Annotated in this window: 25 protein-coding genes; 8 read left to right on the forward strand and 17 right to left on the reverse strand. The window is 61.2% G+C overall.

From position 1 onward, the window contains the following. The first annotated feature begins 146 nt into the window (after positions 1 to 146). Positions 147 to 503, forward strand: a complete 357-nt coding sequence (locus AC0IXA_RS09280; protein WP_471812731.1) for a hypothetical protein — start codon at positions 147 to 149, stop codon at positions 501 to 503. 98 nt (positions 504 to 601) lie between these two features. On the opposite strand, the gene AC0IXA_RS09285 is transcribed toward AC0IXA_RS09280, so the two are convergent. From AC0IXA_RS09285 to AC0IXA_RS09295, 3 genes are all read right to left on the reverse strand, one after another. Next, positions 602 to 877 carry an HU family DNA-binding protein gene (locus AC0IXA_RS09285; protein WP_003213368.1) on the reverse strand — a complete coding sequence of 92 codons (276 nt, stop codon included), beginning with the start codon at positions 875 to 877 and terminating at the stop codon, positions 602 to 604. Positions 878 to 1,067: 190 nt separating this feature from the next. Further along, complete coding sequence (locus AC0IXA_RS09290) at positions 1,068 to 2,216, reverse strand: NAD(P)/FAD-dependent oxidoreductase (RefSeq protein ID WP_471812734.1); 1,149 nt, start codon at positions 2,214 to 2,216, stop codon at positions 1,068 to 1,070. Between the two features lie 20 nt (positions 2,217 to 2,236). Beyond that, positions 2,237 to 2,404 carry a rubredoxin gene (locus AC0IXA_RS09295; RefSeq protein WP_003177199.1) on the reverse strand — a complete coding sequence of 56 codons (168 nt, stop codon included), beginning with the start codon at positions 2,402 to 2,404 and terminating at the stop codon, positions 2,237 to 2,239. Positions 2,405 to 2,605: 201 nt separating this feature from the next. On the opposite strand from AC0IXA_RS09295, the gene AC0IXA_RS09300 reads away from it, so the two are divergent. Beyond that, entirely contained in the window at positions 2,606 to 3,166 is a 561-nt protein-coding gene (locus tag AC0IXA_RS09300) for a chorismate--pyruvate lyase family protein (protein ID WP_341638194.1), read from the forward strand. Beyond that, positions 3,166 to 4,056 carry a 4-hydroxybenzoate octaprenyltransferase gene (ubiA, locus tag AC0IXA_RS09305; protein ID WP_122506247.1) on the forward strand — a complete coding sequence of 297 codons (891 nt, stop codon included), beginning with the start codon at positions 3,166 to 3,168 and terminating at the stop codon, positions 4,054 to 4,056. The genes AC0IXA_RS09300 and ubiA overlap by 1 nt, the downstream gene beginning before the upstream one ends. An 83-nt stretch (positions 4,057 to 4,139) precedes the next feature. On the opposite strand, the gene AC0IXA_RS09310 is transcribed toward ubiA, so the two are convergent. Then, on the reverse strand, positions 4,140 to 4,523 hold the full coding sequence (locus AC0IXA_RS09310; RefSeq protein ID WP_016772488.1) for a COG4315 family predicted lipoprotein: 384 nt from the start codon (positions 4,521 to 4,523) through the stop codon (positions 4,140 to 4,142). A gap of 151 nt (positions 4,524 to 4,674) precedes the next feature. Here AC0IXA_RS09310 and phoB point away from each other — a divergent pair, with 151 nt between their 5' ends. The 3 genes from phoB to AC0IXA_RS09325 all read left to right on the forward strand — a co-directional run bounded on the left by phoB (position 4,675) and on the right by AC0IXA_RS09325 (position 8,253). Beyond that, positions 4,675 to 5,364, forward strand: coding sequence for a phosphate regulon transcriptional regulator PhoB (gene phoB, locus AC0IXA_RS09315; RefSeq protein ID WP_007896474.1), 690 nt, complete (start codon positions 4,675 to 4,677; stop codon positions 5,362 to 5,364). A 138-nt stretch (positions 5,365 to 5,502) separates the two neighbouring features. Further along, positions 5,503 to 6,789, forward strand: coding sequence for a phosphate regulon sensor histidine kinase PhoR (gene phoR / locus AC0IXA_RS09320; protein WP_471812924.1), 1,287 nt, complete (start codon positions 5,503 to 5,505; stop codon positions 6,787 to 6,789). A 123-nt stretch (positions 6,790 to 6,912) separates the two neighbouring features. Next, on the forward strand, positions 6,913 to 8,253 hold the full coding sequence (locus tag AC0IXA_RS09325; RefSeq protein ID WP_110644534.1) for a hemolysin family protein: 1,341 nt from the start codon (positions 6,913 to 6,915) through the stop codon (positions 8,251 to 8,253). A 169-nt stretch (positions 8,254 to 8,422) separates the two neighbouring features. On the opposite strand, the gene AC0IXA_RS09330 is transcribed toward AC0IXA_RS09325, so the two are convergent. From AC0IXA_RS09330 to AC0IXA_RS09365, 8 genes are all read right to left on the reverse strand, one after another. Further along, positions 8,423 to 9,319 (reverse strand): peptidoglycan DD-metalloendopeptidase family protein, encoded by an 897-nt coding sequence (locus tag AC0IXA_RS09330; RefSeq protein WP_016772485.1) that lies wholly within the window; start codon positions 9,317 to 9,319, stop codon positions 8,423 to 8,425. A 186-nt stretch (positions 9,320 to 9,505) separates the two neighbouring features. Then, on the reverse strand, positions 9,506 to 10,438 hold the full coding sequence (locus AC0IXA_RS09335; RefSeq protein WP_041476598.1) for a response regulator: 933 nt from the start codon (positions 10,436 to 10,438) through the stop codon (positions 9,506 to 9,508). A gap of 189 nt (positions 10,439 to 10,627) precedes the next feature. After that, the gene (gene phoU / locus AC0IXA_RS09340) at positions 10,628 to 11,389 is read right to left on the reverse strand and encodes a phosphate signaling complex protein PhoU (protein ID WP_016772483.1); all 762 of its coding nucleotides are present in this window, start codon (positions 11,387 to 11,389) and stop codon (positions 10,628 to 10,630) included. A 119-nt stretch (positions 11,390 to 11,508) separates the two neighbouring features. Continuing rightward, the gene (gene pstB / locus AC0IXA_RS09345) at positions 11,509 to 12,342 is read right to left on the reverse strand and encodes a phosphate ABC transporter ATP-binding protein PstB (RefSeq protein WP_071172078.1); all 834 of its coding nucleotides are present in this window, start codon (positions 12,340 to 12,342) and stop codon (positions 11,509 to 11,511) included. Between the two features lie 93 nt (positions 12,343 to 12,435). Continuing rightward, positions 12,436 to 14,106 carry a phosphate ABC transporter permease PstA gene (gene pstA, locus AC0IXA_RS09350; protein ID WP_016772481.1) on the reverse strand — a complete coding sequence of 557 codons (1,671 nt, stop codon included), beginning with the start codon at positions 14,104 to 14,106 and terminating at the stop codon, positions 12,436 to 12,438. 16 nt (positions 14,107 to 14,122) lie between these two features. Further along, entirely contained in the window at positions 14,123 to 16,405 is a 2,283-nt protein-coding gene (locus tag AC0IXA_RS09355; RefSeq protein WP_471812740.1) for an ABC transporter permease subunit, read from the reverse strand. 221 nt (positions 16,406 to 16,626) lie between these two features. Further along, on the reverse strand, positions 16,627 to 17,625 hold the full coding sequence (locus AC0IXA_RS09360) for a phosphate ABC transporter substrate-binding protein PstS (RefSeq protein ID WP_016772480.1): 999 nt from the start codon (positions 17,623 to 17,625) through the stop codon (positions 16,627 to 16,629). A 234-nt stretch (positions 17,626 to 17,859) separates the two neighbouring features. Further along, positions 17,860 to 19,158, reverse strand: coding sequence for an MFS transporter (locus AC0IXA_RS09365; RefSeq protein ID WP_073470879.1), 1,299 nt, complete (start codon positions 19,156 to 19,158; stop codon positions 17,860 to 17,862). Positions 19,159 to 19,535: 377 nt separating this feature from the next. On the opposite strand from AC0IXA_RS09365, the gene AC0IXA_RS09370 reads away from it, so the two are divergent. Together AC0IXA_RS09370 and AC0IXA_RS09375 are read left to right on the forward strand one after the other, a co-directional pair. Next, a complete protein-coding gene (locus AC0IXA_RS09370) occupies positions 19,536 to 19,940 on the forward strand; it encodes an acyl-CoA thioesterase (protein ID WP_003229628.1) in 405 nt (134 codons plus the stop codon). Between the two features lie 57 nt (positions 19,941 to 19,997). Further along, the gene (locus AC0IXA_RS09375; RefSeq protein WP_471812744.1) at positions 19,998 to 20,897 is read left to right on the forward strand and encodes a D-hexose-6-phosphate mutarotase; all 900 of its coding nucleotides are present in this window, start codon (positions 19,998 to 20,000) and stop codon (positions 20,895 to 20,897) included. Between the two features lie 213 nt (positions 20,898 to 21,110). Here the strand turns inward: AC0IXA_RS09375 and AC0IXA_RS09380 are convergent, their stop codons facing one another. From AC0IXA_RS09380 to AC0IXA_RS09400, 5 genes are all read right to left on the reverse strand, one after another. Then, positions 21,111 to 21,647 (reverse strand): DUF3299 domain-containing protein, encoded by a 537-nt coding sequence (locus AC0IXA_RS09380; RefSeq protein ID WP_016772476.1) that lies wholly within the window; start codon positions 21,645 to 21,647, stop codon positions 21,111 to 21,113. A 93-nt stretch (positions 21,648 to 21,740) separates the two neighbouring features. Further along, positions 21,741 to 21,986 carry a GlsB/YeaQ/YmgE family stress response membrane protein gene (locus AC0IXA_RS09385; protein WP_016772475.1) on the reverse strand — a complete coding sequence of 82 codons (246 nt, stop codon included), beginning with the start codon at positions 21,984 to 21,986 and terminating at the stop codon, positions 21,741 to 21,743. Positions 21,987 to 22,097: 111 nt separating this feature from the next. Beyond that, entirely contained in the window at positions 22,098 to 23,180 is a 1,083-nt protein-coding gene (locus tag AC0IXA_RS09390) for a 5-(carboxyamino)imidazole ribonucleotide synthase (protein WP_341638200.1), read from the reverse strand. Between the two features lie 10 nt (positions 23,181 to 23,190). Then, positions 23,191 to 23,682 (reverse strand): 5-(carboxyamino)imidazole ribonucleotide mutase, encoded by a 492-nt coding sequence (gene purE / locus AC0IXA_RS09395; RefSeq protein ID WP_007920220.1) that lies wholly within the window; start codon positions 23,680 to 23,682, stop codon positions 23,191 to 23,193. Between the two features lie 290 nt (positions 23,683 to 23,972). Further along, a complete protein-coding gene (locus AC0IXA_RS09400) occupies positions 23,973 to 24,881 on the reverse strand; it encodes a LysR substrate-binding domain-containing protein (RefSeq protein WP_341638201.1) in 909 nt (302 codons plus the stop codon). Between the last annotated feature and the right edge of the window lie 161 nt (positions 24,882 to 25,042).

The raw sequence follows: 25,042 nt of genomic DNA on the forward strand, positions 1-25,042 counted from the left end.
TTTCCCCGGCAATGCCTTCACCTCATGCCAGAAAATACTCTGACAAAACTCAGGGATACTTCTTACATAATTCATATCCTGCAGGCTTGGTTAAAGATCCGAGCCCAAGCAAATCCCCTTGAAACGCAGGTCTGGAGCTTTACTTCATGGAACTGAAACCACTGTTTTTCGCCGCGCTCATGTGGCTGCCCATCACCCACGCGTCAGCGGAAACCCCACCATTGGACGGCCATTACTACCTGACCGGCGCAATGGAAATGGGCGGCGAGTTGCTGTTGCGAAAGGACGGCACCTTTGATGCCGGTGTGGCGTATGGCAGCGCCGATGGCTTTGCCAAAGGCACCTGGAAAGTCGAGAAACAGACAGTAGTGCTGGAAAGCAAAACCAAGCCTGCCTCCAACAGCGATCTGGGCGGACTGTTCCAGGACCTGCAACTGGCGATCGAGCCAAACTGCCTGGCCGTGGATTTCGGCAACGGCAAGGCCTGCTTCCGACGCCAGTAAGCCAACAGACAGCCACAAAAAAATGGGCACCCGACCGCAATCGGTGTGCCCATTTCTCATTTGCGGTTCTCCCCGTCATTCAGGGGAGCACGCCGCCATCAAGGATTGACGCTGTCTTTCAACGATTTGCCTGGCTTGAATGCCACGGTGTTGCTGGCCTTGATCTTGACCGGTTCGCCGGTCTGCGGGTTTTTGCCGGTGCGGGCGCCGCGGTGGCGTTGCAGGAAGGTGCCGAAGCCGACCAGCGTCACGCTGTCCTTGCGGTGCAGGGCGCCGGTGATTTCTTCGAGGACAGCGTTCAGGACGCGGTTGGCCTGTTCTTTGGTCAAGTCTGCCTTTTCGGCGATTGCAGCGGCGAGTTCTGGTTTACGCATTAGTGAAGCCCCTTTGACGGTTTTTTGTTGTTATGTCCGTGCTGTTCTCGTTGGAACAGCGCCCAAGGCGCCGCAGGCTCTACTCTGCGGCAGACGGGAGTGAGAATGGCACGCCGCCAACGGCGGCGCCAGTCTCCCCACGACCTTTGTCGGGGCAAAAGAGCGGTGTTTACGACAGAACGACCGGCATTTACGCCAGCAGTGGCGGCAGCTGTTTGTTCAGGGCCAGTTTTTCCATGACCGCCCCGCCGGTCAGGGCGTAACCGAGCAACTGACCGTCGGCACCGTGGCACAGCGCTTTGATGTCGGCGCCCTGCCCTTCCACGCTCCAGACACCTTCGCTACCGCGCGGCGGCGGCGAAACCACTAGCGGGCACACCGGGGTTTTCACGGTAATCGGCATCGGCCCGTAGCTGACCGCGGTCGGTTTTCCAGCGAGGGTTTGCGCCAAGGCACGCGCGCAGCTCATCAGTGGCATCACGTAAAGCAGATTGAGCCCGTCGACTTCGGCGCAATCGCCCAAGGCGTAAATGTTGGCGTGGGAAGTCTTCAGGTAACGATCGACCATCACGCCGCGATTGACCTGCACGCCGGCTGCGGCCGCCAGATCGATGCGCGGGCGCAGGCCGATCGCCGAGACCACGACATCGCACGGGATGATCTGGCCGTCGGACAGGTGCGCTTCGAGGCCATCGGCGACTTTCTCCAGCCGGGTCAGCACCGGGCCGAGGTGAAACTTCGCCCCGATACTTTCCAGCCCGGCCTGCACGGCCGCCGCAGCGGCGGGATGCAAGAGCATCGGCATGACCTGTTCGCACGGCGCGACCAGTTGCACTTCGTAGCCGCCGAGAATCAGGTCATTGGCGAATTCGCAGCCGATCAACCCGGCGCCGAGCAACAACACCCGACGCTTGCCCGCCGCTGCGGCACGGAAGCGCGCGTAGTCTTCGAGATCGTTGATCGGGAACACCAGTTCCGCGCCGTCGCCTTCGATCGGCACGCGCACGGTTTCCGCGCCCCAGGCCAGAATCAGGTCGCGATAGGGCACGGCTTCTTCACCGATCCACAAGCGTTTGTGGCCGGCGTCGATACCGCTGATGCGCGTGTGGGTGCGCACTTCGGCGTTCAACTGCTCGGCCATGGCGCCGGGTTCGGCCATGCTCAGGCCGTCGGCGTCCTTGTTCTTGCCGAAACCGGTGGAGAGCATCGGCTTGGAGTAAGAGCGGCCGTCATCGGCGGTGATCAGCAGCAGCGGGGTTTCGCTGTCGAGCTTGCGAAACTCGCGGGCCAGGTTGTAGCCCGCAAGCCCGGTGCCGATGATGACGACTGGTGCGCTCATGCCTTACTCCTCTGATTTGCTTAGTTGATTTCGATCATTTCGAAGTCCATCTTGCCGACGCCGCAGTCGGGGCACAGCCAGTCTGCCGGTACGTCTTCCCAGCGGGTGCCCGGCGCGATGCCGTCATCCGGCCAGCCATCGGCTTCGTTATAGATCAGGCCACAGACGATACATTGCCACTTCTTCATTCAGGTACTTCCTCAGGGTTCAGGCGTAATGCCGGCGCGGACGGTCGATGGGTGCTGCGTTGCCATCCGGCTCAGGGCGTTTTGTACTGAGGGTGCCGCGCAGATGCAAGCCTGTTCGGCGCAACGGCGGCCGGCGCCGCTCAATCCTGTCGCCCGCCATGGTAAGCTCGCCGCCTCACTTGCGGCCAATAATGACTCATTGTGCAACATTCAAATGCCTGCCCCGCCCCGCTCTGGCTGACCCAAAACCGCCTGACGCCCCGCCCCGATCCGTTGACCCTCGACTGGCTGCTCGACGAAGGTTCGCTGACCCGCCGTTTGACCCGTTTGTCCGAGGATGGCTTCAGCGTGTCGCCGCTGTTCGAAGGCTGGGACACCTTGCGCGCTGATGAATGCGCGGCACTGGAGCTGGCCGAGGGCAGCGAAGGCTGGGTGCGTGAGGTGTATTTGCGTGGTCATGGCGAAGCCTGGGTGTTTGCCCGCAGCGTCGCCTCGCGGGCGGCCCTGCAAGGTGATGGTTTGCACATGGATGAACTGGGCAGTCGCTCGCTGGGTGAACTGTTGTTTTGTGATCAGGCGTTCCAGCGCCGCGCAATTGAAGTCTGCCACTACCCTGAACAATGGTTGCCGCCAGCGGTGCAAGCCCCTGAATTGTGGGGCCGGCGTTCGCGTTTCGACCGTGGTGCGCTGAGTGTGCTGGTAGCGGAAATCTTCCTGCCGAGCCTGTGGGACGCCGCCCGCGCCCATCCGGAGAACTGCTGATGTATCAAAGCCTGCTCAAGTCCCTCAACCGTCTGAACCCGCGCGCCTGGGATTTCGTTCAGCTGACGCGCATGGACAAGCCGATCGGCATTTACCTGCTGCTGTGGCCAACGCTGTGGGCGTTGTGGATTGCCGGCAAGGGTTCGCCGTCGCTGGCCAACGTGGTGATTTTTGTTCTTGGCGTAGTGCTGACCCGCGCCGGTGGTTGCGTGATCAACGACTGGGCTGACCGCAAGGTCGACGGCCACGTCAAACGCACCGCGCAACGGCCGCTCGCTGCTGGCCGCATCAGCTCGAAGGAAGCGCTGGTGTTCTTTGCCGTGCTGATGGGCATCAGTTTTCTGCTGGTGCTGTGCACCAATGCGCCGACGATCTGGCTGTCGCTGGGCGGCTTGGCGCTGGCATTCACGTATCCGTTCATGAAGCGCTACACCTACTACCCGCAAGTGGTGCTGGGCGCGGCGTTCTCCTGGGGCATGCCAATGGCCTTTACCGCTGAGACCGGCGAGTTGCCAGCAGCGGCGTGGCTGCTGTGGATCGCCAATCTGCTGTGGACGGTGGGTTATGACACTTATTACGCAATGACCGATCGCGATGACGACCTGAAGATCGGCGTGAAATCCACGGCGATCCTGTTTGGCGAGGCGGATCGGGTGATCATCCTCAGCTTGCAGGCGCTGTCATTGGGCTGCCTGATTCTGGCCGGGTCGAAGTTCGAGCTGGGGATCTGGTTCCACCTCGGCTTGCTGGTGGCTGCCGGGTGTTATGCGTGGGAGTTCTGGTACACGCGCAGCAAGGACCGTATGCGTTGCTTCCAGGCCTTCTTGCACAACCATTGGGCAGGGTTGGCGATATTTGTCGGGATCGTGCTGGATTACGCACTGCGCTGACTGAAAAGATCGCAGCCTGCGGCAGCTCCTACAGGTCGTACACATTCCAGTGTAGGAGCTGCCGAAGGCTGCGATCTTTTGCGTTATTTGGCCTTGGCGACTTTCCACGCGCCGTCCATTTTGCCGTCGCCGGTCATGTCGCCGGCCTTCTTGTCCATCACAAAGGTGTACAGCGGCATGCCCTGGTAGGCCCACTGCTTGCTGCCATCATCACGAGTGATTACCGTCCAGTCCCCCATCGACTTGTCATTCGCTGTCGCCATTAGCGGCGGCCAGTTTGCCGCGCACTTGTCGTTGCACGCGGACTTGCCAGCGGAGTCCTTGGCAAAGGTGTACAGGGTCATGCCCTTTTGATCGGTGTACATGCCGTCCTTTTCCATCGCCGGATCGGCCGCCATGGCCAGCCCCGGCAATGTCAGGGCGGCGGCCAGCAGCAGGGCTTTGAACGAAGCAGTCATCTGAGTCATGGAAACCTTCTTTTGTGGTTGTCAGGATTCGGACTTAGAGCTTAGTCGAGGATGGGTGCAAATGTTGCGGACCTGAAATACTGTCACACGACTGCAATAATTCCGTTATCTAATGCGGCGCAAGACAGTTAAATGACAAGAGGATTAAGGCATGGTTGGCAGGAGCATTCTGATCGTCGACGACGAAGCGCCCATTCGCGAAATGATCGCCGTGGCGTTGGAAATGGCCGGCTATGACTGCCTCGAGGCAGAGAACTCGCAGCAGGCCCACGCCATCATCGTCGACCGCAAACCGGACCTGATCCTGCTCGACTGGATGCTGCCCGGTACCTCGGGCATCGAACTGGCCCGGCGCCTCAAGCGTGACGAGCTGACCGGGGACATCCCGATCATCATGCTCACCGCCAAGGGCGAAGAGGACAACAAGATTCAGGGCCTGGAAGTCGGCGCCGACGACTACATCACCAAACCGTTTTCGCCGCGTGAACTGGTCGCCCGCCTCAAGGCAGTGCTGCGCCGCGCCGGACCGACCGATGGCGAAGCGCCGATCGAAGTCGGCGGCCTGCTGCTCGACCCGATCAGCCATCGCGTGACCATCGACGGCAAACCCGCCGAGATGGGCCCGACCGAATACCGCCTGCTGCAATTCTTCATGACCCATCAGGAACGCGCGTACACCCGTGGCCAGTTGCTCGATCAGGTCTGGGGCGGCAACGTGTATGTCGAAGAGCGCACCGTCGACGTGCACATCCGCCGCCTGCGCAAGGCCCTCGGCGACGCTTACGAAAATCTGGTACAAACCGTGCGCGGCACCGGTTATCGGTTCTCTACAAAAGCGTAAAAGCAGCTGCAAGTTTCCAGCTACAAGCGGCAAGTGAAAGCCGATCCGTTTTAGCTTGGAACTTGCGGCTTGAAACTTGAAGCTGCGGCTAAGGACGCCTCTGTGAATCAAAACTGGCATGGCACCCTGATTCGCCACATGCTGTTGCTGGTCACCGCCTGCCTGGTGATCGGCCTGATCACCGGCCATTACGGCTGGAGCCTCGCGGCGGGTCTGGGGCTTTATCTGGCCTGGACGCTCAAGCAATTGCTGCGTCTGCACGAATGGCTGCGCCAGCATCAACCCGACGAAGCGCCGCCCGATGGCTATGGTCTGTGGGGCGAGGTGTTCGACAGCATCTATCACCTGCAACGCCGCGACCAACGGGTGCGCGGGCGTCTGCAAGCGGTGATCGACCGGGTGCAGGAATCCACCGCCGCGCTGAAAGATGCAGTCATCATGCTCGACAGCGACGGCAATCTCGAATGGTGGAACTGCGCCGCCGAAACCCTGCTCGGTCTGAAGACTCCGCAGGACAGCGGCCAACCGGTGACCAACCTGGTGCGCCATCCGCGCTTCAAGGAATACTTCGAGCAGGACAGCTTCGCCGAGCCATTGGAAATCCCTTCGCCGACCAACGATCGCGTGCGCATTCAGCTGTACCTGACCCGCTACGGCAACAATGAACACCTGATGCTGGTCCGCGACGTGACGCGCATTCATCAGCTGGAACAGATGCGCAAGGATTTCATCGCCAACGTCTCCCACGAGCTGCGCACCCCGCTGACGGTGATCTGCGGCTATCTGGAAACCCTGCTCGACAATGTCGAGGAAGTGAACCCGCGCTGGAGCCGTGCCCTGCAGCAGATGCAGCAACAGGGCGGGCGCATGCAGACGCTGCTCAACGACCTGTTGCTGCTGGCGAAACTGGAAGCCACCGACTACCCGTCGGACAACCAACCGGTACAGATCGACACGCTGCTGCAATCGATCACCAGCGATGCGCAGCAGTTGTCCGGGGCGAAGAACCAGCGCATCAGCCTCGAGGCCAATGCCGGAGTGCTGCTCAAGGGCAGCGAAGCGGAGTTGCGCAGCGCGTTCTCCAATCTGGTGTTCAACGCGGTCAAGTACACCCCGGCCGAGGGCAACATCCGCATTCGCTGGTGGGGCGACGATCAGGGCGCGCACCTGAGCGTGCAGGATTCCGGCATCGGCATCGACAGCAAACATCTGCCGCGCCTGACCGAACGTTTCTACCGTGTCGACTCCAGCCGCAACTCCAATACCGGCGGCACCGGCCTCGGCCTGGCCATCGTCAAGCACGTGCTGCTGCGCCACCGCGCGCGGATGGAGATCAGCAGCGTGCCCGGCCACGGCAGCACCTTCACCTGCCATTTCGCCCCGGCCCAGGTGGCCAGCGCACGGGCGATCAGCGCCGCCGAGTGATGCCGCCCGGCACACGCCACTAGGCAATCGCACGGTCAGCCGCTACATTGGCTGACTTGTGCCTGCCTTTCAGGCGCTGTTTCTACCTACTTTCGAATCACACGGAACCCGCAAAACTCCATCATGGACCCTTCCCCTGGCTTGTCCCTCGCTACCATTTTCGCCGACTTCGGCATGATCCTTTTTGCTCTGATCCTGGTGTTGCTCAACGGCTTTTTCGTTGCGGCGGAATTCGCCATGGTCAAACTGCGCTCGACCCGGGTCGAGGCCATCGCTGAACAACACGGCTGGCGCGGGCACATCCTGCGCACCGTGCACAGTCAGCTCGATGCCTACCTGTCGGCGTGCCAGCTCGGCATCACCCTCGCCTCTCTCGGTCTGGGCTGGGTCGGTGAGCCGGCGTTCGCGCATATTCTCGAACCGCTGCTGAGCGCGGTCGGCGTCGAATCGCCCGAGATCATCAAAGGCGTGTCGTTCTTCACCGCGTTCTTCATCATTTCGTACTTGCACATCGTGGTCGGCGAGCTGGCGCCCAAGTCGTGGGCGATCCGCAAACCCGAGCTGCTGTCGCTGTGGACGGCGGTGCCGCTGTACCTGTTCTACTGGGCGATGTACCCGGCGATCTACCTGCTCAACGCCAGCGCCAACGCGATTCTGCGTATCGCCGGGCAAGGTGAACCCGGCCCGCACCATGAACACCATTACAGCCGCGAAGAACTGAAACTGATCCTGCACTCCAGCCGTGGCCAGGATCCCAGCGATCAGGGCATGCGCGTATTGGCCTCGGCAGTGGAAATGGGCGAGCTGGAAGTGGTCGACTGGGCCAACTCCCGCGAAGACCTGATCACTCTGGAATTCAACGCGCCGCTGAAGGAAATCCTGGCGATGTTCCGTCGCCACAAGTTCAGCCGTTATCCGGTGTACGACAGCGAGCGCCAGGAGTTCGTCGGCCTGCTGCACATCAAGGATCTGCTGCTGGAACTGGCCGCGCTGGACCACATTCCCGAGTCGTTCAACCTCGCCGAGCTGACCCGCCCGCTGGAGCGCGTATCGCGGCACATGCCGCTGTCGCAGCTGCTGGAGCAGTTCCGCAAGGGTGGCTCGCACTTCGCCGTGGTCGAGGAGGCTGACGGCAACATCATCGGCTACCTGACCATGGAAGACGTGCTGGAAGTGCTGGTCGGCGACATTCAGGACGAACACCGCAAGGCAGAGCGCGGCATCCTCGCCTATCAGCCGGGCAAGTTGCTGGTGCGTGGCGATACGCCGTTGTTCAAGGTTGAACGTCTGCTCGGCATCGATCTGGATCACATCGAAGCGGAAACCCTCGCCGGGCTGGTCTACGAAACTCTGAAACGGGTGCCGGAAGAGGAAGAAGTGCTGGAAGTCGAAGGCCTGCGGATCATCATCAAGAAGATGAAAGGGCCGAAGATTGTTCTGGCCAAGGTGTTGATGCTGGATTGATGGGAGTTTGGGGGGCTCTTGTGGCGAGGGGATTTATCCCCGTTGGACGGCGCAGCCGTCCCAAAACCATTGAATGCAGTCAGTTAGTACGTTGCAATATTTGGGGCCGCTTCGCGGCCCAACGGGGATAAATCCCCTCGCCACAAAAACCCTCAACACCCTATCGCGCCTACTGTTTGCCCAACGCAAAGTTGGGCAACGCCCCCAGCGGCTGGTTGAACTGATAGGGAATCGACACCAGTCCTTCGCCGGTATTGCGCTGCACCACGAAGTGCAGGTGCGGGCCGCTGCTGTTGCCGGTGTTGCCGGACAGCGCCAGCGGGCTGCCGACCTTGACCCGCTGGCCTTCGCGCACGCTCACCGAACCCTGTTTCAAATGCAGGTACACGCCCATGGTGCCGTCGTCGTGCAGCACCCGGACGAAATTGCCGGAGGCATCGGTGCCGCGCCCGCTCTGGGAGTTCTCGGTCTTGACTACCACACCCGCTCGCGCGGCGATGATCGGCGTGCCCACCGGCATGGCAATGTCCATGGCGTAGCGGTTTTTCGGCCCGTAGTGGCTGTATTGGCCGTTGGCGCCCTGGCTCAGGCGAAACGGCCCGCCACGCCAGGGCAGCGGATAGCGATAGCTCTGCGCGGTGCCTGCGGGGTCGCCCAGCGAATACTGGAACTGCGGCGAATACACCAGCGGCTGGTCACGACTGATCGCCGTCAGCAGCGCCAGCCGCGTGTTGCTGCGCGGTGGCAGCACACGACGGATCGCTCGCGACGGCGCGCCACGCACATTGCTCGTGCCGATGAAGGCCAGGGCAACCTCGACCGGCGCGTACAGATCGTTGCGCGCAAACACTACGTCGACGCCCTTCTGCTTCTTGATGTCCAAGTACACCTGGCGGTCGAGGCGCTCGACCATGCGATCCTGAAACACGAACACCTTCGCACCTTTGCTCGGGCGGTCGCTGTACGAGACCACGCCGTTGGCGTCGGTGGATTTGTAGATGGTCATGGCCATCGCCAGCTGGGAGGCCAGGCAGAGACCGCAGAAAAACAGCAGGCGCGCGAGCATGGGCAAAAGTCTGTCGAAGGAAGGCCTGGGAATCAGCCTAGCAGCTGAGACAGACCAGGCTAGTCGACGGATGTTTCAAATTGCTCAGCGCACAAAGCAAAAGATCGCAGCCTTCGGCAGCTCCAACATGAGAATGCGATCTCCTGTAGGAGCTGCCGAAGGCTGCGATCTTTTGGACCGCTGCGGTTACGCGCCCGGTACGAAATGCTTCTGCGCCGTGCCACGGGCGATCAGGCGCGAGATGTAGTCGAGCTTCTGCGCATCCTGGTCGACAAAGCGGAAGGTCAGTTGCAGCCAGTCGCTGTCGGCTTTCTGCTCGTGGGCGACGATGGCGTGCAGGTAACCATTGAGGCGCGCGATCTCGGCGTTATCGCCCTGCTCCAGATCGAGCACGGCGCTGTCGAGGATCTGCGGCAGGGTTTCGGTGCGCTTTACTACCAGAAGGGCTTCCTTGATGCTCAAGGCCTTGATCACGCATTGCTGAGTACCGCTCGGCAGGCGCAATTGGCCCTGACCACGACCGCCGACCGGCGCCTTGGATGCACCGGGCGCCTGAACTGGCGGGCTGTTGAGCAAACCGCGCGACGGTGCAGCGGCTGGAGCGGGGGCAGCAGCGGCAGGCCTGGCCGCAGCGCCGCCGACCACGGCCGGCTTGCCGCCGGTCAGTGCGCTCAGGGAATCGTTGCCGAATGCCGAATTCATCTTGGTCGGCGCGCTGTTCATCAAGGTGTCGAGCTTGCCGACCTTGTTCAGTGCCTGCTTGACCTTGGTCAGCAGCTGCTCGTTGGTGAACGGCTTGCTGACGTAGCCGGAAACGCCGGCCTGAATCGCCTGCACGACGTTTTCCTTGTCGCCACGGCTGGTGACCATGACAAACGGCATGGTCTTGAGGTTGTCCTGCTCGCGGCACCAGGTCAGCAGTTCGAGGCCGGACATTTCCGGCATTTCCCAGTCACACAGCACCAGGTCGAAAGCCTCTTTGGCCAGCATCGCCTGGGCCTTTTTGCCGTTGATGGCGTCCTCGGTGCGGATCCCCGGGAAGTAATTACGCAGGCACTTTTTCACCAGGTCACGAATGAACGAAGCATCGTCCACGACCAACACACTGATCTTGCTCATCCAACACCCCTATTAAAATCCCGGCAAGCATAACGCTGGCTGATGGCACATTGCCAAAACTCTTCAGTCACGCCGGGACTTTTCGTTCGCGGGTGCTGCTTTTTAATTCGCTTTCCAATCCGTATCTGCCTTCGAAAAGCAGAAACAAAAACGCCCGGCCAGAGGGCCGGGCGCTTTTCTCAGGCAATCTTACTTATCGTCAGCTTCGCCCGGAACATTAGCGGTTTCAGCGCTTGTGCCTTCAACTTCTTCTTTCATGCGCTTGAGGCCCATGTGGCGCACGTCGGTGCCGCGCACCAGATAGATCACCAGTTCGGAGATGTTGCGCGCATGATCGCCGATGCGCTCCAGCGAACGCAGGACCCAGATGATGCTCAGCACCCGCGAGATCGAGCGCGGGTCTTCCATCATGTAGGTGGCCAGCTCACGCAGGGCGGTTTTGTATTCGCGGTCGATGATCTTGTCGTACTGCGCCACCGACAAGGCCAGATCGGCATCGAAACGGGCGAACGCGTCCAGCGCATCGCGCACCATGTTGCGTACCTGGTCGCCAATGTGGCGCACCTCGACGTAACCGCGCGGCGCTTCGCCTTCTTCGCACAACTGGATGGCACGACGGGCGATCTTGGTGGCTTCGTCGCCGATACGCTCAAGGTCGATCACCGACTTGGAAATGCTGATGATCAAACGCAGGTCAGACGCCGCCGGCTGCCGACGGGCGAGAATGCGCAGGCATTCTTCGTCGATGTTGCGTTCCATCTGGTTGATCTGGTCATCGATCTCACGGACCTGCTGAGCCAGGCCGGAATCGGCCTCGATCAGCGCCGTGACCGCGTCATTGACCTGCTTCTCGACCAGCCCGCCCATGGCAAGGAGGTGGCTGCGCACTTCCTCCAGTTCAGCGTTGAACTGCGCGGAAATGTGATGGGTAAGGCCTTCTTTGGAAATCATTGTTCGCTCCGCGAAAGTTGCAAGCTTCAAGCTGCAAGCTTCAAGCAGTTATGTGTAAGTCCTGATATCGCACCGCATCTTTCTTGCCGCTTGTAGCTTGCGGCTTGCAGCTGCCCCAATCAGCCATAGCGACCGGTGATGTAGTCTTCGGTCTGCTTCTTCGCCGGATTGGTGAACAGGGTATCGGTGTCGCCGAATTCCACCAGTTTGCCCATGTACATGAACGCGGTGTAGTCGGACACCCGTGCCGCCTGTTGCATGTTGTGGGTAACGATGACGATGGTGAACTTGGACTTCAGCTCGTAGATCAGCTCTTCGACTTTCAGCGTCGAGATCGGGTCGAGAGCCGAGCACGGTTCGTCGAGCAGCAGCACTTCCGGCTCAACCGCGATGGTGCGCGCGATCACCAGACGCTGTTGCTGACCACCGGACAGACCGAGGGCCGAGTCGTGCAGACGGTCTTTGACCTCGTCCCACAATGCCGCGCCTTTCAACGCCCATTCAACGGCTTCGTCGAGGATGCGCTTCTTGTTGATGCCCTGGATGCGCAGGCCATAGACCACGTTCTCGTAGATGGTCTTCGGGAACGGGTTGGGCTTCTGGAACACCATGCCGACGCGACGACGCAGTTCGGCAACGTCTTCGCCCTTGCGATAGATGTTGTTGCCGTACAGGTTGATCGCGCCCTCGACACGGCAGCCGTCGACCAGATCGTTCATCCGGTTGAAGGTACGCAGCAGCGTCGACTTACCGCAGCCGGACGGGCCGATGAACGCGGTCACACGCTGCTTCGGGATGTTCATGCTGACGTCGAACAGTGCCTGTTTGTCGCCGTAGTACAGGCTCAGGCCCGGCACTTCGATGGCGACGGTTTCCTGCGCCAGGTCCAGGCTCTGCTTGTCGCGGCCCAGGGCAGACATGTTGATGCCGTGGCTGTGTGTTTCGTGCTGCATGGGTCTCACTCCGTTCGTAGCTGCAAGCTTCTAGCTGCAAGCTGCAAGTTTGAGCAAAAGCGGCTTGTAGCTTGCCGCTTGTGGCTAATGGCTTTAGCTGTCCAGTGCTTTGTACTTTTCGCGCAGGTGGTTGCGGATATACACCGCCGACAGGTTCAGCGTCGCGATCACCAGCACCAGCAGCAGCGCGGTGGCGTACACCAGCGGGCGGGCTGCTTCGACGTTGGGGCTCTGGAAGCCGACGTCATAGATGTGGAAGCCCAGGTGCATGATCTTCTGGTCCAGGTGCAGATATGGGTAGTTGCCGTCCACCGGCAGCGACGGCGCCAGTTTCACCACACCCACCAGCATCAGCGGCGCCACTTCACCGGCGGCACGGGCCACGGCGAGGATCATGCCGGTCATCATGGCCGGGCTGGCCATCGGGATAACGATTTTCCACAGCGTTTCCGCTTTGGTCGCGCCGAGGGCCAACGAACCTTCACGCACAGTGCGGGGAATCCGCGCCAGACCTTCTTCGGTCGCCACAATCACCACCGGCACTGCCAGCAGCGCGAGGGTCAGCGAAGCCCAGAGCAGGCCCGGCGTACCGAACGTCGGCGCCGGCAGAGCTTCAGGGAAGAACAAGCGGTCGACCGAGCCACCCAGCACGTAGACGAAGAAGCCCAGACCGAACACGCCGTAAACGATCGCCGGTACGCCAGCGAGGTTGTTCACCGCAATGCGAATGACCCGGGTCAGGGTGTTCTGCTTGGCGTATTCGCGCAGGTACACCGCAGCCAGCACGCCGAACGGGGTGACGATCATCGCCATGATCAGGGTCATCATCACGGTGCCGAAGATCGCCGGGAAGATCCCGCCTTCGGTGTTCGCTTCACGCGGGTCGTCGGAGAGGAATTCCCAGATCTTGCTGAAGTAGAAACCAACCTTGGTCAAGGTGCTCATGCCGTTTGGCTGGTAGGCATGCACGACTTTGCCCAGACCGATTTCGATTTCCTTGCCGTTGGCGTCACGGGCGGTCAAGGCGTCGCGGTTGAACTGAGCATGCAAATCAGACAGACGTGCTTCGATGTCCTTGTAGCGCGCGTCCAGTTCGGCGCGCTCGGATTCCATGTCCGCTTGTGCGGTGGCGTCGAGTTTGCCTTCCAGCTCGAGTTTGCGCCCATGCAATCGGATGCGTTCAAGACCGGCGTTGATCGCGCCGATGTCGGTTTTTTCCAGCGTCTTCAGTTGAGCCGCGAGATCGTTCACCCGATCGATGCGCGCTTGCAGTTCAGGCCATGCGGCCTCGCCCTCGGCGATGACCTTGCCATCCTGTTTGACGTTGACCAGATAGCCGTAGAAGTTGCCCCACTCGCGACGCTCGATCGCCATCAATTCTGGCGGTGTGGTCTGCTTGGTCAGCCACTCGCCGACGATCCACGTGAAGTCGTTGCCGTTCAGGTCACGGTTGCCGACCTTGATCAGCTCGCGGGTCATGAATTCCGGGCCTTCGTCAGGCACCGGCAGACCGGCGCTCTTCAGACGTGCGCGCGGCACTTCTTCTTTCTGCACCACTTCGCCGATCACCAGGTGATTGGCCTGGCCCGGTACGTCGTAATGGGCGTGGATCAGGTCCGCCGGCCAGAAGTGACCGAGACCGCGCACGGCAATCACCGCCAACAGGCCAATGGTCATGATGACCGCGATGGACACCGCGCCACCGCTGATCCAGACGCCCGGGGCGCCGCTCTTGAACCATCCTTTCAGGGAGTTCTGTTTCACAGACTTCTACCTTTGCTTAAAGCGACGAGTATTTCTTGCGCAGACGCTGACGAATCAGTTCTGCCAGGGTGTTCATGACGAAGGTGAACAACAGCAGCACCAGCGCCGAGAGGAACAGCACGCGGTAGTGGCTGCCGCCGACTTCCGACTCGGGCATTTCCACCGCGACGTTGGCGGCCAGGGTGCGCAGGCCTTCGAACAGGTTCATCTCCATGACCGGGGTGTTGCCGGTGGCCATCAGCACGATCATGGTTTCGCCGACCGCGCGGCCCATGCCGATCATCAGCGCCGAGAAGATGCCCGGGCTGGCGGTCAGGATCACCACGCGAGTCATGGTCTGCCATGGCGTGGCGCCGAGCGCCAGCGAACCCAGGGTCAGACCGCGCGGCACGCTGAACACGGCGTCTTCGGCGATCGAGTAGATGTTCGGGATCACCGCAAAACCCATGGCCAGACCGACCACCAGAGCGTTGCGCTGGTCGTAGGTGATGCCCAGGTCATGGGAGATCCACATGCGCATGTCGCCGCCGAAGAACCAGTTCTCCATGAACGGGCTCATGTACAGCGAGAGCCAGCCCACAAACAGGATCACCGGAATCAGCAGCGCACTTTCCCAACCGTCCGGGACTTTCAGGCGGATCGATTCGGGCAGGCGGCTGAAGGTGAAGCCGGCGACCAGAATGCCGATCGGCAGCAACATCAGCAGGCTGAAGATGCCCGGCAGATGCCCTTCTACATATGGAGCCAAGAACAGACCGGCGAAGAAACCGAGGATCACCGTCGGCATCGCTTCCATCAGCTCGATCACCGGTTTGACCTTGCGGCGCATGCCCGGGGCCATGAAGTACGCGGTGTAGATCGCCGCAGCGACGGCCAGTGGCGCGGCCAGCAGCATGGCGTAGAACGCGGCCTTCAGAGTGCCGAAGGTCAGTGGCGAGAGGCTCAGTTTCGGTTCGAAATCAGTGTTGGCCGCAGTCGATTGCCAGACGTATTTAGGCTCGTCGTAGTTCTCGTACCAGACCTTGCTCCACAGCGCGCTCCACGATACTTCCGGGTGCGGGTTGTCGAGCAGCAGCGGTTGCAGCTTGCCGCCGGCTTCGACGATCACTCGGTTGGCGCGTGGCGACAGACCGAACAGGCCCTGGCCTTCAACCACCTGATCGACCAGCAACGTGCGGTGTGCGGTGCTGTGGAACACGCCGAGCTTGCCGCTGGCATCAAGGGCGAGGAAGCCTTTGCGGCGCTCTTCGGCAGCGATTTCAACGATCGGCGTGGTGCCCATCTGGAAGGTGCGGATCTGCTTCAGACGCTGCTCGCCATCGGTATCGCGAGCCATGAACCACTGGGCCAGACCGCCCTTGGAATCGCCGACGATCAGCGAGATACCGCCGACCAGCTGCGCGGTGGCAGTGACTTGGGCGTCAGCGTTTTCCAGCAGTTTGTAGCGCCCGTTGAGGCTCTTGTCGCGCAGGCTGAACACGTCGGCCTGAGCTCGCCCGTTGACCACGTACAGCCACTGCTGGCGCGGGTCGACGAAGATGTTTTTCACCGGCTCGGTCATCTGCGGCAGATCGATGCGCGTCTGCTCGTTGGTGACCTCGCCGGTCATCATGTTTTCTTCGCTGGTCAGCGACAGCACATTGAGTTGCGAGCCGGTGGAGCCGACCAGCATCAGCGTCGAGTCGGTGGCATTGAGGCTGACATGCTCCAGCGCGCCGCCGCTTTCGTTCAGCGCGATCGGTGCTTCGCCATAGGGATATTCGATGGCCGGGCTGATGGTTTTCTTGCCATCGGGGTAGCTGACTTTATAGGTATGACGGAACACCAGCGCCTGACCGTTGGACAGCCCCACGGCCACCAGCGGATGACCCGGCTGGTCTTCGCCAATAGATGTCACGGTAGCGCCCGCAGGCAGCGGCAGATCGACACGCCTCAATTCAGCGCCACTGTCGAGATCGAAGAACAGCGCCTGGCCCTTGTCGGATACACGCATGGCCACCTGATTCTGCTCTTCGAGCGAGATCATCAGCGGCTTGCCCGCGTCCTGCATCCAGGCCGGGGTGATCGAGTCTTTCGCGGTCAGGTCGGCACCTTGAAACAACGGCGCTACAACGTAAGCGAGGAAGAAGAAGATCAGGGTGATGGCCGCCAGCACCGCGAGGCCGCCGACGAGGACGTACCAACGGGTGAAGCGATCCTTGAGCGCGCGGATGCGGCGCTTGCGTTGCAGCTCAGGCGTATTGAAATCAATGCGCTTGGGAGGGGACGTAGTCATTGGGGAATTGGCCAGATCATTCATGCGCACACCCTAGCGATCCTGTATGACAGAAAGATGACAGTGCAGTGACGCAGCAAATCCGCCAGCCGGAAGTCCGGCAGCGGAGTCGAAAATTTGGTGGTTGCAGGAGCGCGTCTGCTCGCCAAGGCGTCGGGTTCAGTCACATCGATAGAGCATGTGACCCCCCCTTCGCGAGCAGGCTCGCTCCCACAGGAGTCCGGCTTCAGGCCGGCCTCAGGGTGTTACTTCTTGGCGACAGCGCCGCCTTCCTGCAGACCGAGGTCAGCCAGTGCCTTGGCGGCAACCTTGGCTGGCAGCGGGATGTAGCCGTCTTTCACTACCACTTCCTGGCCCTGCTTCGACAGCACCAGTTTCACGAACTCGGCTTCCAGCGGAGCCAGAGGCTTGTTCGGGGCTTTGTTGACGTAAACGTAGAGGAAGCGCGACAGCGGATACTTGCCGTTCAGGGCGTTTTCTTCGGTGTCTTCGATGAACTCGCCGCCTTCTTTCTTGGCCAGGGCGACGGTTTTCACGCTGGCGGTCTTGTAGCCGATGCCCGAGTAGCCGACACCGTTAAGCGAGCTGCTGATCGACTGCACCACCGACGCCGAACCTGGCTGTTCGTTGACGTTTGGCTTGTAGTCGCCTTTGCACAGGGCTTCTTCCTTGAAGTAGCCGTAGGTACCGGACACCGAGTTACGGCCGAACAGCTGGACTGGCTTGTTGGCCAGGTCACCGGTCACGCCCAGGTCACCCCAGGTCTTGACGTCAGCTTTGGCACCGCACAGGCGCGTCGAGGAGAAGATCGCATCGACCTGAGCCATGGTCAGGTGCTTGATCGGGTTGTCCTTGTGCACGAACACGGCCAGGGCATCCACGGCAACCGGGATTGCGGTCGGCTTGTAGCCGTACTTCTGCTCGAAAGCCTGCAGCTCGTTGTCCTTCATCTTGCGGCTCATCGGGCCCAGGTTGGCGGTGCCTTCGGTGAGTGCAGGTGGCGCGGTGGAAGAACCGGCAGCCTGAATCTGGATGTTGACGTTCGGGTATTCTTTTTTGTAGTTCTCAGCCCACAGGGTCATGAGGTTGGCCAGGGTATCGGAACCGACGCTGGACAGGTTGCCCGACACACCAGTGGTCTTGGTGTAGCTCGGGATAGCAGGGTCAACAGCGGCGAACGCGTTGGCAGTCGCAACGCCAGCAGCGACAAAAGTCATTGCCGCCATCAAACGCTTCAGTTTCATGCCTTACTCCTAGCAGATAGGGTGTGTTAAGTCGGGGCCAAGTATCAGCAGGCCATGTGAACACTCTATGGCTGAAATATGACAATTGGATGAAAGGCCAGCATCGGGTTTTGCTGGATGATTTGTGGCGTCCCCATTCGCGAGCAGGCTCGCTCCCACAATTGAAATGCATTCCAACTGTGGGAGCGAGCCTGCTCGCGAAGTGGCCGGTATTGGTGGAGTAGATCCTGGGCTTTAGCGCCCCTTCTTCCACAGCCACGCCCCGACCACAATCCCCATCCCGCACAGCACCGCTACATAGTAAGCCGGTCCCATCGCGCTTTCCTTCAGTAGCAGGCTCACCACCATCGGCGTCAAGCCACCGAAGATCGCGTACGCGACGTTGTACGAGAACGACAAGCCACTGAAGCGAACCACCGGCGGGAACGCCTTGACCATCACGTACGGCACCGCACCGATGGTACCGACCAGCAAACCGGTCAATGCGTACAGCGGGAACAGCCAGTCCGGGTGGTCGGCGAGGCTGTGGTAGAAGGTCCAGGAGCTGATCAGCAGACCGAGGCAGCCAAAGACGAAGACGCGACCGGCGCCGAAGCGATCGGCCAGCGCGCCGGCGCCAATGCAGCCGAGGCTGAGGAACACGATGGCCAGGCTGTTGGCTTGCAGCGCCGTGGTCGGCGAGAAGTGGTAGACCGTTTGCAGCACGGTCGGGGTCATCAGGATCACTACGACGACGCCGGCCGACAGCAGCCAGGTCAGCAGCATCGAAATGGCGATGGCGCCGCGATGATCCCGCAGCACCGCGCGCAACGGCACTTCTTCGGCCAGCGCTTTACGCAGTTGCAGTTCGGCGAACACCGGAGTTTCGTGCAGCCAGCGGCGCAGGTACACAGAGAACAGGCCGAACACGCCGCCGAGCAGGAACGGGATCCGCCAGGCGTAATCCGACACTTCGGCTGGCGTATAAATGCTGTTGATCGCCGTGGCGACCAGCGAGCCGAGGAGGATGCCGGCAGTCAGGCCGCTGGTGAGCGTGCCGCAGGCATAACCGATGTGCTTTTGCGGTACGTGTTCGGAAACGAAGACCCACGCCCCCGGCACTTCGCCGCCAATCGCCGCGCCCTGGATCACCCGCATCAGCAGCAACAGGATCGGCGCCCAGATGCCGATCTGCGCGTAGGTCGGCAGCAGGCCCATGATCAGCGTCGGCACGGCCATCATGAAAATGCTCAGGGTGAACATCTTCTTGCGCCCCAGCAGGTCACCGAAGTGCGCCATGACGATGCCGCCCAAAGGGCGCGCCAGATAGCCGGCAGCAAAGATGCCGAACGTCTGCATCAAGCGCAGCCACTCGGGCATGTCGGCCGGGAAGAACAGCTTGCCGACGACGGTGGCGAAGAAGACGAAGATGATGAAATCGTAGAACTCCAGCGCCCCGCCGAGGGCGGACAGCGACAGAGTCTTGTAGTCATTGCGGGTCAACGGTCGTGCGGGTTGCTCGGGCTGCGCGAGGCTCGAAGGCGCTGTGGTCATGGCAAGGGCTTCTCTTATAGTCGAATCTGTCGCCACAACAACGCTGGCGGTGGCTCGGACAGGTTCGGCACCATAGCAAATTGTTCGAAAAAGCACATAGAGGCGCGTAATTGACGGTCGAAATCAGAACCGGGTGGTCGTCGCGGGGTCTATCGACCGATATACTCGCCACCTGCGCAGGATTTGTAAGAGGTTGCTGTGCGAAAACGTTGTTGGCCCGTCCTTTGCTCGGGATTTAGCCTTTTTCGCAGAGTTTCCCTTTAGGCGCCTGATGGAAAACGTGACGAACGCAGTGTGTTCGGTGTTGAATCGTTTTTCTTGAAGACGGCTACCACCCGCAATACCCACGAAGAGTCACGGGTCAGAGGCCCCTCGGCATGATAGAGCTCGAACAAGAAGATCCGATCCCACAGGGCGACCTGGCCCTGCAAATCACCGCACTCCCGCGCGAAACCAACGGCTTTGGCGATATTTTCGGCGGCTGGCTGGTCGCGCAGATGGATCTGGCCGGCACCGCCATGGCCAGCCGGGTGGCCGGTGGCCGCGTTGCCACTGTCGCCATCGACCGCATGGCGTTTCTCGTCCCGGTCGCGGTCGGCGCGCAGTTGTCCTTTTATACCCAGACCCTGGAAATCGGCCGCAGCTCGATCCAGATGATGGTCGAAGTGTGGAGCGATGACCCACTGTCCAGCGAATGGCGCAAGGTCACCGAAGCGGTTTTCGTTTTCGTCGCCATCGACGGCAGCGGTCGCACCCGTTCGGTGCCGCCACGCGCGCGTTAAACCTCGCGGCCGTTTTGCGGTCGATAGTCGTCCCCAGTGTCTGATCGAGAGTTGCCCATGAACACGCCCAACGTTGAAGCCGTGAAACAGGATGAACTGAACTGCTGGCGCATCCGCCACGGCAAGGCCGAAGTGCTGGTGGCCCAGCAAGGCGCGCACATCCTCAGTTATCAGATCGACGGCCAGCCGCCGATCATCTGGCTCAACGACAAGGCCGAGTTCAAGACCGGCAAAAGCATCCGCGCCGGCGTGCCGGTGTGCTGGCCGTGGTTTGGCAAATTCGAACGCAATCCGAGCAGCGTGCAGGCCATGTACACCGGCGCGCAACCGGCTCCCGCGCACGGTCTGGTGCGGGCGATGGATTGGCAGTTGGGCAACATCGAATCAGAGGCTGACGGCATCAAGGTCGAGTTCAAGCTGCCCTATCCGGAAGGTGGCCTGCCGGGCTGGCCCCACGAAGTCGATCTGACCCTGACCCTGCATCTGGCGGATCAACTGCATTACAGCCTGACCAGCCATAACCGTGGTACTGACAGCGTCACGCTGAGTCAGGCGCTGCACACCTATTTCGCCGTGAGTGACGTGCGCAATGTGCATGTCGACGGCGTGGCCGGGCTCAACTACATCGAGACCCTGGATGACTGGAACACGGCCAGCCAGAGCGGCGATCTGCATTTCGCCGGCGAGACCGACCGCATCTACCTCGACGTTCCGCCGCAATTGACCATCGTTGATCCAACCTGGGAACGACGCATCGGGCTGACCTCTACCGGCTCGCGCACGGCGGTGATCTGGAACCCGTGGATCGACCGCGCCGCCGCCCTGCCGGACATGGACAACGATGGCTGGCAGCGCATGCTGTGCATCGAAACGGCGAATGTGATGGATGATCTGGTGACCCTGGCGTCGGGGGCGAGCCATACGATGGGTGTCAGCGTAGCTGCTACGCCGCTCTAAGCTCTAGCACCATACAAAAGGGCAAAGAGCCCTGTGGTGAGGGGATTTATCCCCGCTGGGTCGCGCAGCAGGCCCCCGCTTTTTTTAAATCAAAAGCTGGGGCCTGCTGCGCAGTCCAGCGGGGATAAATCCCCTCGCCACAGATAAATCCCCTCGCCACAGATAAATCCCCTCACCAAAAAGGCTCGCTCCTAAATTTATGTGCGGCGCGCTTTAGAGGTCAGCCTCCTGCACCACCCGCACCTTTTCCGCCTCCAGCGCATACGCTGCATCAGCGAGGTCATTGCTGACCTTCTCGATCTTCAGCGTGCCGGTCACCCACAGCGGTGTGTAGATATCGTCCAGCTTCAAACCCTTCGGATATCGCACCAGCACCAGTTGATTGGGCGGCGGTGGCGGTACGTGGATGCAGGCGCCCGGATACGGCACGAGGAAGAACAACGTGCTGCGGCCCTTGGCATCGGACTCCAGCGGCACCGGGTAACCACCGATGCGGATGTGCTTGTCGTTCATCGACGCCACGGTTTTCGTCGAATACATCACCGCCGGCAGACCTTTGGCCTGCTTCATCCCGCCTTTCTCGGTGAAGGTGCCGGTGGCTTCGGGGGAGTTGTGGTCGATTTCCGGCATGGCCTCGAGGGCCTTTTGATCCGACTTGGGCATCAGTTCCAGCCAGTCGGTTTCCGGCAGTTCGCCGGCGTGGGCGAGATAGCTGCCCAGTAAGAGGAGAGTCAACAGAAGACGGCGCATGAAGGTGCTCGGCAGGCAAAGGAATGGACGGTGAGTCGCCGTGCATTCTAGCCCTCCCGGCCGCGCTGGCCGAGAGGGCTTGGTCGCTTTCGATCAGTTCTTTTTGATCAGACCGTAGATCACCAGCAACACGACAGCGCCGACCAGTGCGCCGAGGAAACCCGCGCCCTCGCCCGCCTGATAGATGCCCAGAGCCTGGCCGCCGTAGGTGGCTGCCAGCGAACCGCCGATACCGAGCAGGATGGTCATGATCCAGCCCATGCTGTCATCGCCCGGTTTCAGGAACCGAGCCAGCAGGCCGACGATCAAGCCGATAAAGATGGTTCCGATAATTCCCATGGCATTTCCCTCTGATTTGGTAGATATGCCAAAGCCTAGACAGACTTTGGCATCCTGCCATGAGAGAACGGCGGCCCCTGAATGGTTCCGCCGCTGCCACATGAAACTGGTTTACTCGGCGATCAGCGCTTGGACCTTGATGATCTGCGCTTGCAGCGTGGCCATGTCGGCGCAGCGCAGGTTGGCATGGCCGACCTTGCGCCCGGCCTTGAAAGCTTTGCCGTAGTGATGCAGATGGCAGTCTTCGATGGCGATGACTTTTTCCACCGGCGGCACTACGCCGATGAAGTTGAGCATCGCGCTCTCGCCGACCTTGGCGGTCGAACCCAGCGGCAGGCCGGCCACGGCACGCAGGTGGTTTTCGAACTGGCTGCACTCGGCACCTTCGGTGGTCCAGTGCCCGGAGTTGTGCACGCGCGGGGCGATTTCGTTGGCTTTCAGGCCACCGTCGACTTCGAAGAACTCGAAAGCCATCACGCCGACGTAGTCGAGATGTTTGAGCACACGGCTGGAATAATCTTCCGCCAGCTCCTGCAACGGGTGATCGGTGCTGGCCACCGACAGCTTGAGGATGCCGCTGTCGTGGGTGTTGTGCACCAGTGGATAGAACTTCGTTTCACCATCGCGGGCACGCACGGCGATCAGCGACACTTCGCCGGTGAACGGCACGAAGCCTTCCAGCAGGCAGGCAACGCTGCCCAGTTCGGCGAAAGTACCGGCAACATCTTCCGGCTTGCGCAGGACTTTCTGGCCCTTGCCGTCGTAACCCAGGGTGCGGGTTTTCAGCACGGCCGGCAGACCGATCAAAGCGACGGCGGCGTCCAGGTCGGCTTGTGACTGGATGTCGGCGAAGGCCGGGGTCGGAATGCCGAGGTCCTTGAACATGCTCTTTTCGAACCAGCGATCACGAGCGATGCGCAGGGCTTCGGCGCTCGGGTACACCGGCACGAATTGCGAAAGAAACGCCACGGTTTCGGCTGGGACGCTTTCGAATTCGAAGGTCACCAGATCGACTTCATCGGCCAGTTGGCGCAGATGATCCTGATCGCCGTAATCGGCCCGCAGGTGTTCGCCCAGCGCGGCCGCACAGGCGTCCGGCGCAGGGTCGAGAAAAGCGAAGTTCATCCCCAGCGGAGTGCCCGCCAGGGCCAACATGCGACCCAACTGGCCGCCACCGATTACACCGATCTTCATTTCAACAACCTCAGGCAATACGTGGGTCTGGATTGTCCAGGACGCTGTCTGTCTGCTCGGCACGGAAGGTTTTCAGTACCGCGTGAAATTGCGGGTGCTTGGCGCCGAGGATGCTCGCCGAGAGCAGGGCGGCGTTGATCGCGCCAGCCTTGCCGATGGCCAGGGTGGCAACCGGAATGCCCGCCGGCATCTGCACGATCGACAGCAGCGAATCGACGCCCGAGAGCATGGCCGACTGCACCGGCACGCCCAGCACCGGCAGGTGGGTCTTGGCCGCACACATGCCTGGCAGGTGGGCTGCGCCACCGGCACCGGCGATGATCACCTCGATGCCGCGGCTTTCAGCCTCTTCGGCGTACTGGAACAGCAGATCCGGGGTGCGGTGGGCAGAGACCACCTTGACCTCGTACGGGATGCCGAGCTTTTCCAGCATATCGGCGGTGTGGCTAAGGGTGGACCAATCGGACTTGGAGCCCATGATCACGCCAACCAGTGCACTCATCGTCGCGCCTCTTCTCTCTGGAGCGCCCGCAGGCGCGTCATAAAACAACAAGCCACGCAGGTTGCGTGGCTTGATTGTACGAAAAATGGCCGGACGTGCCGGCCGAAGGCCGCGCAGTATACCGCAAAGAAAGCAATAAACAGCCCCCGAAACGACCATCTGTCATCTGCCGCAAAAGCCCGGTTTTATTGACCTGAAGGTCAGCCAAAAAGATCAAAAGATCGCAGCCTTCGGCAGCTCCTACAGGGATATGCATTCCAATGTAGGAGCTGCCGAAGGCTGCGATCTTTTCAGGAGGCTTGCGCAGCGCCGCCCTCAAGCTTGCGCCACAGCAACCGCACGTTGGCCTTGCGTACCAGGGCGCAGCGGTACAGGCGGATCTCCAGCGGCACATGCCATTGCGGGCCGCCGCACACCACCAGTTCACCGCGGGCCAGCTCTGCGCGTACGCTCAGTTGCGGCACCCAGGCGATGCCGAGGCCTTCCAGCGCCATGCTTTTCAGGCTGTCGGCCATGGCGGTTTCGTAGATCGTGGTGAAGCGCAACTGGCGCTGGCGCAACAATCCATTCACCGAACGGCCGAGAAACGCCCCGGCGCTGTACGCCAGCAACGGCACACTCGCCTCGCCTTCCAGATCGAACAGCGGTTTGCCATCCAGATCTGCCGCGCACACCGGCAGCATCTCGGTCTGGCCTAAATGCAGCGACGGGAAGATTTCCGGGTCCATCCGCATCGCCGAATCCGGATCGTAGAACGCCAGCATCAGATCGCAGCCACCTTCTCGCAAAGCGTGCACGGCGTCGCCAACGTTGGTCGCCACCAGCCGTGTGGCGATGTTCAGCCCTTCGTTACGCAACTGGGCGATCCAGCGCGGAAAAAAGCCCAGCGCCAGCGAGTGTGCCGCCGCCACCTGCATCACCTCGCCCTGCCCGCCTTCCAGATGATGCAGATGGCGCAGCACTTCACCAAGTTGTTCGACCACGGTGCGCGCGGTCACCAGGAACAACTGCCCCGCCGCCGTCAGTTCGACCGGCGTGCGCGAGCGATTGACCAGGGTCAGCCCCAGCGCCGCTTCGAGGCTGCGGATCCGCCGACTGAATGCCGGCTGGGTCACGAAGCGCCGTTCGGCCGCCTGCGAGAAGCTGCGGGTGGCGGCCAGGGCACTGAAGTCCTCGAGCCATTTGCTTTCCAGATTCATCACGTCCTCCCGGACACGCACCAAAACAGGTCACACGTCTGCCGCACAGGCGGCGTCACATGGGCATTATGCCGAATGTGCATAGGGCAGTGCTGAACAGCATTGGCCCAAAAATCCCCACAAGCCTAGCATTCGCAGCGTTCCGGCACAGACCGGGTCCT

This window comes from Pseudomonas sp. AC083 (assembly GCF_979253165.1).